14 protein-coding genes are annotated in these 11,747 nt (G+C 61.2%); 10 read left to right on the forward strand and 4 right to left on the reverse strand.

The features are described 5' to 3' along the window. Window positions 1-31: 31 nt before the first annotated feature. The gene (locus G505_RS0109610; RefSeq protein WP_028109359.1) at window positions 32-1,030 is read right to left on the reverse strand and encodes an NAD-dependent epimerase; all 999 of its coding nucleotides are present in this window, start codon (window positions 1,028-1,030) and stop codon (window positions 32-34) included. A gap of 32 nt (window positions 1,031-1,062) precedes the next feature. Next, on the reverse strand, window positions 1,063-2,118 hold the full coding sequence (locus tag G505_RS0109615; RefSeq protein WP_028109360.1) for a glycosyltransferase family 9 protein: 1,056 nt from the start codon (window positions 2,116-2,118) through the stop codon (window positions 1,063-1,065). A gap of 106 nt (window positions 2,119-2,224) precedes the next feature. On the opposite strand from G505_RS0109615, the gene G505_RS0109620 reads away from it, so the two are divergent. After that, on the forward strand, window positions 2,225-2,971 hold the full coding sequence (locus tag G505_RS0109620) for a 3-deoxy-D-manno-octulosonic acid kinase (protein ID WP_245568356.1): 747 nt from the start codon (window positions 2,225-2,227) through the stop codon (window positions 2,969-2,971). On the opposite strand, the gene waaA is transcribed toward G505_RS0109620, so the two are convergent. After that, window positions 2,951-4,216, reverse strand: a complete 1,266-nt coding sequence (gene waaA, locus G505_RS0109625) for a lipid IV(A) 3-deoxy-D-manno-octulosonic acid transferase (protein ID WP_028109362.1) — start codon at window positions 4,214-4,216, stop codon at window positions 2,951-2,953. The two genes, G505_RS0109620 and waaA, sit on opposite strands and share 21 nt — an antisense overlap. 107 nt (window positions 4,217-4,323) lie before the next feature. Here waaA and G505_RS0109630 point away from each other — a divergent pair, with 107 nt between their 5' ends. From G505_RS0109630 to glpG, 5 genes are all read left to right on the forward strand, one after another. Next, window positions 4,324-4,983: a TetR/AcrR family transcriptional regulator gene (locus tag G505_RS0109630; protein ID WP_028109363.1), complete on the forward strand. Its 660-nt coding sequence runs from the start codon at window positions 4,324-4,326 to the stop codon at window positions 4,981-4,983. Window positions 4,984-5,228: 245 nt separating this feature from the next. Further along, on the forward strand, window positions 5,229-6,425 hold the full coding sequence (locus G505_RS0109635) for a glycine C-acetyltransferase (protein WP_028109364.1): 1,197 nt from the start codon (window positions 5,229-5,231) through the stop codon (window positions 6,423-6,425). A gap of 8 nt (window positions 6,426-6,433) precedes the next feature. Continuing rightward, the gene (gene tdh / locus G505_RS0109640) at window positions 6,434-7,459 is read left to right on the forward strand and encodes an L-threonine 3-dehydrogenase (protein WP_028109365.1); all 1,026 of its coding nucleotides are present in this window, start codon (window positions 6,434-6,436) and stop codon (window positions 7,457-7,459) included. Between the two features lie 134 nt (window positions 7,460-7,593). Beyond that, complete coding sequence (gene glpE / locus G505_RS0109645) at window positions 7,594-7,914, forward strand: thiosulfate sulfurtransferase GlpE (RefSeq protein WP_028109366.1); 321 nt, start codon at window positions 7,594-7,596, stop codon at window positions 7,912-7,914. Continuing rightward, a complete protein-coding gene (gene glpG, locus G505_RS0109650; RefSeq protein ID WP_028109367.1) occupies window positions 7,911-8,750 on the forward strand; it encodes a rhomboid family intramembrane serine protease GlpG in 840 nt (279 codons plus the stop codon). Before glpE ends, glpG begins: the two co-directional genes overlap by 4 nt. A 36-nt stretch (window positions 8,751-8,786) precedes the next feature. Here the strand turns inward: glpG and G505_RS0109655 are convergent, their stop codons facing one another. After that, entirely contained in the window at window positions 8,787-9,209 is a 423-nt protein-coding gene (locus G505_RS0109655; protein WP_028109368.1) for a flagellar basal body-associated protein FliL, read from the reverse strand. A 275-nt stretch (window positions 9,210-9,484) separates the two neighbouring features. Between G505_RS0109655 and G505_RS21190 the strand changes: the two genes are divergently transcribed. The 4 genes from G505_RS21190 (at window position 9,485) to G505_RS0109675 (ending at window position 11,679) form a co-directional block, all read left to right on the forward strand. Continuing rightward, window positions 9,485-10,048 carry a chorismate--pyruvate lyase family protein gene (locus G505_RS21190; protein ID WP_051216041.1) on the forward strand — a complete coding sequence of 188 codons (564 nt, stop codon included), beginning with the start codon at window positions 9,485-9,487 and terminating at the stop codon, window positions 10,046-10,048. A 101-nt stretch (window positions 10,049-10,149) separates the two neighbouring features. Then, complete coding sequence (locus G505_RS0109665) at window positions 10,150-10,497, forward strand: hypothetical protein (protein WP_157509153.1); 348 nt, start codon at window positions 10,150-10,152, stop codon at window positions 10,495-10,497. 55 nt (window positions 10,498-10,552) lie between these two features. Beyond that, entirely contained in the window at window positions 10,553-11,215 is a 663-nt protein-coding gene (locus G505_RS0109670; RefSeq protein ID WP_028109370.1) for a heavy metal-binding domain-containing protein, read from the forward strand. Window positions 11,216-11,325: 110 nt separating this feature from the next. After that, window positions 11,326-11,679: a hypothetical protein gene (locus G505_RS0109675; RefSeq protein WP_157509154.1), complete on the forward strand. Its 354-nt coding sequence runs from the start codon at window positions 11,326-11,328 to the stop codon at window positions 11,677-11,679. Window positions 11,680-11,747 lie beyond the last annotated feature (68 nt).

The raw sequence follows: 11,747 nt of genomic DNA on the forward strand, positions 1-11,747 counted from the left end.
ATCTTATCATGTTGACGCCTCAGAGGCCCGGTTAGCCGTAGAAGCGGCGATACCAGTCGGCGAATCGCTGCAACCCTTCGGCCAGGGAGGTGTCCGGGCTGAAGCCCACCGCCTGCTGCAGGTTGTCGGTGTCGGCGAAGGTGGTGTAGACGTCACCGGGTTGCATCGGTTTCATGTTCAGCTTGGCCTTGACCCCCAGGGCCTGTTCCAGGGTCTGGATGAAGGTCAGCAGCTCCACCGGCTGATGGTTGCCGATGTTGAACAGCTGGTAGGGGGCGCTGGACTGGTCCGGAGTGGCGCAGTGGTTGCTGTCGTCCCGCTCAGGGATCGCCTCCATCACCCGCACCACGCCCTCGACGATGTCGTCGATGTAGGTGAAGTCCCGCGACAGCTTGCCGTGATTGAACACGTCGATGGGCTCACCGGCGAGAATTTTGCGGGTGAAGCTGAAGTAGGCCATGTCCGGACGGCCCATGGGGCCGTAGACGGTGAAGAACCGCAACCCGGTGGTGGGCAGGCCATACAGGTGGCTGTAGGTGTGGGCCATCAGCTCGTTGGACTTCTTGGTGGCGGCGTACAGGCTCACCGGATGATCCACGGCGTCGCTCTCGCTGAAGGGCACCTTCTTGTTCATGCCGTACACCGAGGAGGAGGAGGCGTACACCAGGTGCGGCACCTTCTGCTGGCGGCAACCCTCGAGGATGGTCATCATCCCCGCCAGGTTGGAGTCCAGATAGGCCATGGGGTTGTCGATGGAGTAGCGCACCCCGGCCTGGGCGGCCAGGTGAACCACCCGGTCGAATCGGTCGTTGGCAAACAGCTGGGCCATCCCCTCCCGGTCCGCCAGATCCCGCTCTACGAAGCTGAAGTTTGCTTCCGGCAGCAGTTGCTCCAGGCGGGCCTGTTTGAGGGCTACGTCGTAGTAATCGTTGAGGTTGTCCAGACCCACCACCTGATGGCCCATGGCCAGCAGTCGTTTGCTGGTGTAAAAGCCGATGAAACCGGCGGCGCCGGTAACCAGAATTCTCATAATCTTTTCCTTTGTCCCCTAGGGACGTATCGTCAGGCCTGCGCCAGCAGGGCGTCCACCTTATTGATCACTTCATCGACCTCAATGCTGTGCATCAGTTCCTGGCCCTTGGCCCGGGTACCCCAGGGGATCGCCGACAGGGGTTTACCCTGTTGGGCTTCCACATGGCCCTGATAGGCACTCACCACCAGCGGCTGGCTGGTGTAGGGGCCGGTGCGTCCCGGGTTGGAGTGGGCGTACAGGCCCACCACCGGGGTGCCCTGGGTGACCGCCATGTGGGCGGGGCCGGTATCCGGTGCCAGCACCAGGGTGGCACGGCCCAGCAGGGCCAGCAGCTGCTTCAGGCTGGTCTGGCCCACCAGATTGATGACGTCAGCTTCAGCATAGTGCTGAATCTCCTGGGCCAACAGCTTTTCCAGGGGGGCCGGGCCGCCACACAGCAGCACGGTCAGCTGGTGACGGACGGCGTGATCGGCCACCGCCGCATAGCGCTCCGGCAGCCAGTTGCGTTCGCCCTTGCTGGCGGCGGGGCAGATGATCAGGGTCCGCTGCCCCTGGGGGATCCGCTCCTCGGCGAAGGTCAGGTCCTCGTCCGACAGCGGCATCTGCCACTGGGGTGAGGTGTCGGTCACCCCAAGCTCACGGGCGAAATTCATAAAGCCGTCGAGCACATGGGGCTCGGCCTGGGGTTGGATCCTGTGGTTGGTGAACAGCCACTGCCCCTCTTTGGCTCTGGCCTTGTCGAAGCCCACCTTCACCCTGGCGCGAATGCCCAGGGTGGCAATGGAGGCGCGCAGCGCCACCTGCATATGCAGCAACACGTCGAACCGGCGGCCTTTGAGTGTGCGCCACAACGCCTTGTAGCCTTCCCAGCCTTTGCGCTTGTCGAACACCACCAGCTCGACGCCGGGCAGGCCTGCAAGCAGAGTGGCTTCCACCTTTCCCACCACCCAGGTGATGCTGGCCTGGGGGTGGCGGCGCTGCAGGGCCTGCACCATGGCGACGGCATGGCAGACGTCGCCGATGGCGGAGAGGCGCATGATGCAGATGGAGCTGGGCGTTGATGGGATTGGCGAACTGGAGTGCATAAGCAGGGCGGATTCCGGCCGATAAAGCGGCAATTTTAATGAAATTCCCCGCTGTGACCAAGTCTCTTTGTCCGCTGTGTTGCCATCGCCTCGGACCAGGGTCACAATGAGCGCACTTTTTCTGGCCATCAATACGGAGGCGAGCCCCATGCAGCTGATTCAGCACCACCACACCAGCCTGCTGCTGGCAGACGGCAGCCCGGCCGATGCCTCCTGGTTTGATCGGCAGGCTTTGAAGGCCGCCGGCCGGATTGAGGGGCACTCCGACGCCAGTGGCCGCAATCCCGCCTGGTTTCTCAATGTCGACGGGCTTCGCTGCGTATTGCGCCACTACTACCGTGGAGGCCTGCCCGGCAAGCTGATCAAGGACCTCTACCTGTGGCCTGGCCTGGAGCAGACCCGGGCCTATCGGGAGCTGGCGCTGCTGGAGCAACTGGTGGCCCTGGCGCTGCCGGTGAGCCGGCCGGTGGCCGCTCAGGTGGTGCGCTCCGGTCCGGTGTATCGGGCGGACCTCATCACCGAGCGTCTCGAGGGTTGCCAGGATCTGGTGAAGCGCCTGGTCAAGGGGCCTCTGCCTGAGGCGAAGTGGCGTCAGCTCGGCGCCCTGCTGGCCCGCTTTCACCGGGCCGGGGTCTATCATGCGGATCTCAATGCCCGCAACATCCTGATGGACGACGAGCAGTTCTACCTTATCGATTTTGACCGGGGCGAGATTCGTACGCCGGACAGCGGCTGGCAACAGGGGAATCTGCAGCGGCTGCTGCGCTCCTTCCGCAAGGAGCTGGGACGGGTTGAGGGACTCCATTGGCAGGAGTCCCACTGGCAGGCGTTGTTAGCCGGGTATCACGCCTAGGATCACGTCCGCCTGACGCTGGGTGGCGCCCCGGTTGCGCGCCACAAACCGCAGCGCCGCGTCCTGGATGTGCCGACGGCCATCAGCATCGCTCAGCAGCTGATCCAGGGCTTGCACCAGGCTGTGGTCATCCACCACCACCAGCATCACCCCCTCCTGCTTGAGCTGGTCGCCGATCTCCTTGAAGTTGAAGTAGTGGGGCCCCATCAGCACCGGCTTGCCAAAGGCCGCCGGCTCCAGCGGGTTGTGGCCGCCCCGCTCGATGAGGCTGCCGCCCACCAGGGCGATGTCACTCATGCCGCACAGGGTTTTCAGCTCGCCCATGGTGTCGCCAATCAGCACCTGGGTGGACTCGGGGATGGGGCCGCCGTCGCTGCGCCGGGCCAGAGTCAGGTCCGCTTCCCGGCTGAGATCGGCGGCGCGGGCAAACTGCTCCGGATGTCTGGGCACCAGCATCAGCAACAGATCGGGGAAGCGTTGCAGCAGTGTTTTGTGGGCCGCCAGGGCCAGCTCAAATTCGCCCGGGTGGGTGGAGGCAGCCAGCCAGCAGGGGCGCTCGCCCATCAGCTGCAGGCGCAGGGCGTTGGCCTGGCTTCGTTCGGTATCGTCCACCGCAATATCAAACTTGAGGCTGCCACAGTCGGTCATGGCGGCCGGGGCGACCCCCAGCTTCACCAGGCGGGCGCCGTCGGTGCTGTTCTGGGCGGCCACGGCGGTCAGTTTGGCCAACATGGGGCCCACCAGGGCGGGGAAGCGGCCGTAGCCCTTGGCGGAGCGCGCGGACAGGCGGGCGTTGGCCAGGATCACCGGAATCTGCCGCTTATGGCAGTGGTGTACCAGGTTGGGCCACAGCTCGGTCTCCATCAGCACCACCCCGACTGGCTTAAGCCGGTTCAGGAACCAGGCCATCACCGGACCCAGATCCAGGGGCAGATAGCAGTGGTGCACCAGATCGCCCAAGTGCTGTTTCACCTGGGCGGAGCCCGTCGGGGTGGTGGTGGTCACCAGGATGGGGGTGTCGGGACGCTGGCTCTTGAGGGTGCGAATCAGTCCCAGAGCAGCCAGGGTTTCTCCCATGGAGGCGCAGTGAATGACCAACGGGGCGCGCACTGTGGGCAGGCCCAGGGCGAAGCGTTCGCCGAGGCGGCCGCGATAATCTGCACTGCGCAGGGCGCGCCAGCCCAGGTAGGCCAGCACCAGGGGAGTGAGCAGGATCAGCAGCAGGCTGTAGAGTATTCGGTTCATGGCCGGGTCTGTGACTGGTCGGAGCCCGCATCATAAGGCAGGGGCAGGGCTGTTTCAAATCCACCGGTGTCTGTTAAGCTAGGCCAGGTCAGAGAGAAGATAAAACTATGAAGACTAAAGACAGAATCATTCTTGCCAGCCGTGAACTGTTCAATGAGCATGGTGAGCGAGCGATTACCACGAACCACATCGCAGCCCATATGGGGATCAGTCCCGGCAATCTCTACTACCACTTCCGCAACAAGGAAGAGATCATTCGTTGCATCTACAAGGAGTATGAGAACTACATCGTTGAGGCGTTCCGTCCTCTGGATGTGGAGAACGAGAGTGATCTGGAGTTCCTGGTCCGTTACCTCGACGGCATGTTCCAGGCGATGTGGCGCTTCCGCTTCTTCTACGCCAACCTCACCGACATCCTGGCCAGGGACAAGGAGTTGCATCAGCGTTACCTGGAGGTGCATCGCAGCATGACCAAGGTGGCGGCGGATAACCTGAGGTTGCTCCGGGACAACGGCACCGTGGTGGTCGAAGACAAATACATCGATGACCTGGCTCAGACCCTGAAGCAGATCGTCACCTGCTGGATCTCCTATCGCAATGCCCAGATGCTGGAGAGCAGCATCACTCAGAGAGAGATCTACAAGGGGGTGATTCGGGTGCTTATTACCTTCCGGGGAATCGTATCCGAGGCGGCGATGCCTGAGTTTGATCGCATCGAACGCAAGTACCGTGAACTTTACGACAGCTTGGGTGGCGAGCCGACTTAGGCCGCATTGACCTCGGCTGGCTGTATTTGCGCCAGCCCACCCTTTACAGCTTTAAATACCCCAAGGGGCAGATTGCTGCTGCAAGCTGCCCCATCCCCCGTTAGAATGTCGCCAATAATTAAGGCGGGCTGTCGCGTCGCACGTCCTCTCCATTCCCTCCGTTAGCGGGACCAGAGTCTGGGGAGTGTCTGTGTTCACCAGCGCGGCGCGTCCCACAATAATCAAGGATGCCAATGGGAGGCAGCATGTCATCTTCAGCGTTTTACGCCCAGATCCAGCAGCAACTGGAGGACGTAAAGGCCGATGGGCTTTACAAGCACGAGCGAGTCATCACTTCACCCCAGCAGACCGCCATTGAGGTCAACACCGGTGAGCAGGTCATCAACTTCTGCGCCAACAACTACCTCGGCCTGGCCAACAGCCCGGAACTGGTTGCCGCGGCTCAGCAGGGGCTGGCGGATCACGGCTTCGGCATGGCATCCGTCCGCTTTATCTGTGGCACCCAGGACATCCACAAGGCGCTGGAAGCCAAGCTGTCCGCATTTCTGGGCATGGAAGACACCATCCTCTACTCCTCCTGTTTCGACGCCAACGCCGGTCTGTTCGAGACCTTGCTGGGCCCAGAGGACGCCATCGTCAGTGACGCCCTGAATCACGCCTCCATCATCGACGGTGTGCGCCTGTGTAAGGCGAAACGATTCCGTTACGCCAACAATGACATGGCCGAGTTGGAAAACTGCCTGACTCAGGCCCGTGAGGCCGGTGCCCGCAATATCCTGATCGCCACCGACGGTGTGTTCTCCATGGACGGCGTCATCGCCAACCTGGAGGGGATCTGTGACCTGGCGGACAAGTACGGTGCCCTGGTGATGGTGGACGACTCCCACGCCGTGGGCTTCGTCGGTGAAGGCGGTCGCGGCACTCACGAGCACTGCAAGGTGATGGAGCGGGTGGACATCATCACCGGCACCCTGGGTAAAGCCCTGGGGGGGGCGTCCGGCGGTTTCACCTCCGGCAAGAAAGAGGTGATTGACTGGCTACGTCAGCGCAGCCGTCCCTATCTGTTCTCCAATTCTCTGGCACCGGCCATTGTTGCCGCCTCCCTGAAGGTGCTGGATCTGATTGCCGAGGGGCAGGCATTGCGTGCCCAATTGTGGGATAACGCCAACCACTTCCGCAGCCGCATGAGCGACGCCGGGTTCACCCTGGCCGGTGCCGACCACGCCATCATCCCGGTGATGATCGGTGATGCCGCCCTGGCCTCCGAGTTTGCCGACCGCCTGCTGGCGGAGGGGATCTATGTGATTGGTTTCTCCTTCCCCGTGGTGCCCAAGGGGCAGGCGCGCATCCGTACCCAGATGTCTGCCGCCCACACCCGCGAACAGCTGGATAAGGCGATCGACGCCTTTATCCGCATCGGTAAAGAGCTGGAGATCATCTGATGACCACCATGAAAGCGCTGTCTAAACTCAAGCCCGAGATGGGGATCTGGATGGTGGATGCCCCCAAGCCTAAGCTGGGGCACAACGATCTGCTGATCAAGATTAAGAAGACCGCCATCTGCGGTACCGATGTGCACATCTACAACTGGGACGAGTGGTCCCAGAAGACCATCCCCGTGCCCATGGTGGTGGGCCACGAGTACGTCGGTGAAGTGGTGGACATGGGCCAGGAGGTGCGTGGGTTTGAGCTGGGCGACCGGGTTTCCGGTGAAGGCCACATCACCTGTGGTCACTGCCGCAACTGCCGTGGCGGCCGCACCCATCTGTGTCGCAACACCTCGGGGGTGGGGGTGAATCGTGACGGTGCCTTTGCCGAGTATCTGGTGATCCCCGCCTTCAACGCCTTCAAGATCCCAGATGACATCAGCGATGATCTGGCGTCCATTTTCGACCCCTTCGGCAACGCGGTGCACACCGCCCTTTCCTTCGATCTGGTGGGTGAGGATGTGCTGATCACCGGTGCCGGCCCCATCGGCATCATGGCCGCCGCCGTGGCGCGTCATGTCGGTGCCCGTCATGTGGTGATCACCGACGTCAACGATTACCGCCTGGAGCTGGCTGCCAAGATGGGTGCCACCCGCACGGTCAACGTGGCCAAGGAGAAGCTGGAAGACGTGATGGCGGAGCTGAAGATGACCGAAGGCTTCGATGTGGGCCTGGAGATGTCCGGTGTCCCCAGCGCGTTCAACTCCATGCTGGAAACCATGAACCATGGCGGCAAGATCGCCATGCTGGGGATTCCTCCCGGTTCCATGGGCATCGATTGGAATCAAGTGATCTTCAAGGGTTTGATTCTTAAGGGTATCTATGGTCGTGAGATGTTTGAGACCTGGTACAAGATGGCCAGCCTGATCCAGTCCGGCCTGGACATCACCCCCATCATCACCCACCACTTCCACATCGACGACTTCCAGGAAGGCTTCGACGTGATGCGCGGTGGCCAGTCCGGCAAGGTGATCCTCAACTGGGACTGATGTTGTTGTCATCGTGGAGAGGGCCGGTCTACCGGCCCTTTTTTATCCGCCAGGGTTTTTCGATACACTGAGGCTCTGGCGCTCTGTGGTGCAAGGTTAATCAACAGGGTTCGGCAGGTCCAAAGGAGAAGTGTGTGGCCAACTATCAGAACATCGACCTTGGGGCGCTCTCCCAGCTGCAGCAGCAGGGAGAGGTGCAACTGGTGGACATCCGTGACCCCGAGTCCTATGCCCGGGGACGCATTCCCGGTGCCCTGAGGTTGCATCAGGGTAACCTGGCTCAGTTTATGCTGGAGGGGGAGTATGACGATCCCCTGGTGGTGGTGTGCTACCACGGCATCAGCAGCCAGAGTGCCGCCCAGTACCTGGCGGAGCAGGGGTTTGAGCAGGTGTACAGCCTGATGGGCGGTATGGAGGCCTGGGCGCAGTCCGGGGCCGAGGTGGAAGCGGGATGATTGCCCTGGGTGTACTGAACAATCCCAGGGCGGCGCAGGCGTTCGTCGATTATCTGGCGGGGCTGAAGATCACTGCTCAGTTGAGTCGCAGTGAGCAGGGTGTCGAGATCTGGGTGCCTGAGGCCGATCAGCCCAGGGCACAGGTGGAGTTTGAGCGATTCCTGGCCGATCCCCTGCATCCCAGGTATCACGAAGCGTCCTGGAACAACGGCAGCACCGACAATGGCCTGAGTTATGGTAAGCCCCTGAAGCAGATGATGGGGAGCCTGTTCAGCCGGGCGGGCCCGGTGACCCTGCTGGTGATGCTGATCTGCATCGCCATCTACATCCCCTGGGGCGTGTTGCGTTGGCAGCAGCCGCTGTTCTACGCCCTGCACTTCTTCGAGAGCTGGGACGCCTTCTCCCTGGAGCAGGGTTGGCGGCTGTTCTCCCCCATACTGCTGCACTTTGATCCCATGCACATCGTCTTCAACCTGCTGTGGTGGTGGTTCCTGGGGGGACAGGTTGAGCAGCGTCTCGGCAGTGGCAAGCTGTTTGTCCTGTTGCTGGCGGGGGCGGCCCTGCCCAACCTGGTACAGTTTGCCATGGTGGGGCCGGCGTTCGGCGGCCTTTCCGGCGTGGTGTACGCCCTGGTGGGGTACTGCTGGCTGATGGGCCGACTGGCTCCCCAGCGCGGCATTGTGCTGCCCGATTCCTACATGACGTTCCTGATCCTGTGGCTGGTGATGGGGTTCATGGGCTTTATGAATATGGCCAACTGGGCTCACCTCGGCGGCCTGCTGGTGGGACTGGCCCAGGCGCTGATGGACAGTGGTGGCCGGGTTCGTCGGGCATAAAGAAAGGGGAGCCGCGGCTCCCCTTTTCTCTGGTGGTTACTGATACAGGAACTTGGTGAACAGCAGGTTGACCAGCAAGGGCTCCCCCACCTCCTGCTCCAGCAGTTGGTTGACGGTTTCAAAGCAGTAGCGACGAATCTCCTCTCGGCCAGTAAGAGACTGGATCTTCTCTTTGTTCTGTTCGCCGAGGATCTCAATGATGGTACTGCGGATCAGGGGAGCGTGGTGTTCCACAATGGCCAGGTTATTGGCGTCTTCGAGCATCAACTCGATGCTGACCCGGATATAGCCCAGGCGATTGCTGTCGGTGACATAGTTAGTGACGATTTCCGGCTCCAGACCGTAGTAACCGTATTGATCGGTGATCGCACTTTGTGCCCCCTGCTCCGGTGTCTCTTCGGCCTTGGCCCAGGGTGACAGCACTAAAAGCAGGACCAGCAGGTAATTGGCTGAACGCATTATCCCTTGGGTCTCCATATTCACACGGGCGAGTGGTTAGCATATCAACTCTAATACAGAGTATCCCTTGGCTCCAAATCTAGTTTTGATACTATGTCGAAGGGTGTGTTGATCTTTGCTGGACATTTTTGCGCCAGCCTGTGTCGGCGGTGGCATCAAGGTGCCTAGAGGCAGCTTACGGTGGACCCATTGCCGGCCATCTTGTTGGCGTCCTGCGGGTTCAAATGCGGGCCACCAAAGGCAGACACACCCTGACCTACTGTATAGGAGTCGGAATGACGGCAACCACCTTAGAAGCCCTCAACCAGGCGGACGTGCATCCGGTCATGGAGATGACCCAGCCGCCGGCCAAGCTGCTGCCCTGGCTGCGGGATAAGGGTTCACTGACACTCAAGCTCAAGGCGCTCTGCCGACGCTTCGAGGTGGAGCTGCTGCAGGAAGGGGTAGGGCCCGCGGTGCAGCCCGGTCCCGGCTGGGCGGTGGGTCAGCCCATCTGGCAACGGGTGGTGTTGCTGAAACTTGACGGTGTCCCCTGGGTGTACGCCATCACCGAAGTGCCCAGGGTGACGCTGGAATGTTCTGAAATCGATTTTCCCAACCTGGGCAACCAGCCCCTGGGAGAACGGCTGTTTGCGTCCGGTAACCTGGTCAGAGGGCCACTGCAGGTGTGCCGCTATGGGGAGCGCAGCAGCGCAGGCATTCAGGCGAAAAAGCTGGGGTATCCGGTGGCCGAAGGCCTTTGGGGCCGCCAGCGGGAGTTTGAACTGGCTGGACGAAGTCTGCGTGTCTCCGAGGTATTCCTGCCTCCTGCCTATGAGACCTTGTTACTCTCAGCCTGATTCTATAGGCTTTTTTCTGTTCGCTAAATGTGAACCCGCACTCATTCTCATCTGCTCTATTCGGGCATAATATGCGCAATGTCTAATATAAGGGGGTGAGGGTGACTCGCTGCTCCATACCGATGATGTTGATGTTAGTGCTGACCCTGGTGTGCCAGGGGGCGGTCGCGCGCATCCATCTTATGGCGCCGCCAACGGGGCATCAGCAGCATGGCCATCATGTGGTGATGAACCAGTCCGAGACCGATTGTCACCCGACTCCCTGTCATGGTGTGGAGCACTACTGCGAAGGCGAGTGCGGTCACTGCCAGATCCTGATTCCGCCCACCAGCCTAGTGACCTCCCAGGGGGCCATGGTGGTGGCCAGGCATTCGCCGCCTCTGGCGCCCCCCCCGATGCATGTGGACTCCTGTCCACCGGAACGGGCACTGCGGCCTCCCATCGGTTAACTCCAGTTCTCAGCTCGACAGAATGTCACCGATTTAATTGAATTTTGGAGTATCCATGAACAAGTTTTTTGCTGCAGTGGCCCTGATGGCCGCTCTGATCGCCACCCCATTTTCTGCCCAGGTTCAGGCCCACGCCGAGGGCCATGGCGCCCATGCCGTGGCCGAGGCCACCCACGCCTGCCCCATGCACCCCAAGGTGAAGGGTGTGGCCGGGGATGAGTGCCCCAAGTGTGGGATGGCACTGACTCCCGTGGCCGGTAAGGGTCATCATAAGCATCAGCACGCCAAGCACGACTGCGATAAGGCCAACTGCCCCCACAAGGGCAAGCACGCCAAGCATGACTGCAAGAAGGCCAACTGTCCCAACAAGGGCAAACAGGCCAAGCACGATTGTGACAAGGCGAACTGCCCCAACAAGGACAAGCATGCCAAGCATCAGCATAAGCATGATTGCGCCAACTGCCCCAAGATGAGCGGCAAAGGTGCCCACTACACCCACGCCTGCCCGATGAACCCCAAGATTGTCGGTTTCGAGGGCGACAGCTGCCCCAAGTGCGGCATGGACCTGGAGCCGGTGGCCAAGGCTGACCGTCAGGCGTACACCCACGCCTGCCCGATGAACTCCAAGATCCGCGGCTTCAAGGGCGACAGCTGCCCCAAATGCGGCATGGACCTGGAGCCCATGGCCCAGGCCGGCAAGGGTCACAGCCATCATTGAGGGCGGCTTTGAAAAAAAAGGGTGAACTTTTTTTCGGGAATTCGTTCATAATGGTGGCCACAGGCTAACAAACTGAACCGACCATGACCCATTTGAGCAGAGTACTGAGCATGCTGTTACTCGCACTGGCGCTGATAAGCCAGGGCGCGGTGGCGCGCATGCCGATGATGCCCATGGGGGAGTCGGTTCAGGCTATGGCCACCATGGACTGCCACAGCCAGATGTCCGATTCGGCCCAGGCCGAAGAGGAGAACTGCTGTTGTGATGGCGGGACCATGACCGGGACCATGGCCATGGATTGCGACAGCGGCTGCAGCCAGTGTCAGGACTGTTTCCACTACAGCTCCACGCCGGTTTCGCCCCTGCAGATTGGCCGTTCGCCACAGCATGGCGAACCCCCCGCCTACCTCACCAGTTTTGACTCCGTCTGTCTGGAGTCCGATGAGCGACCTCCCATCGCCTGACCCTTTATAGCGACGACTTTGACACCCAGGGTGCCTTGACCGGCACCCTACCTGGCCCGTTGACCGGG

The organism is Ferrimonas futtsuensis DSM 18154 (assembly GCF_000422645.1).
In the GTDB taxonomy this organism is placed as follows: domain Bacteria; phylum Pseudomonadota; class Gammaproteobacteria; order Enterobacterales; family Shewanellaceae; genus Ferrimonas; species Ferrimonas futtsuensis.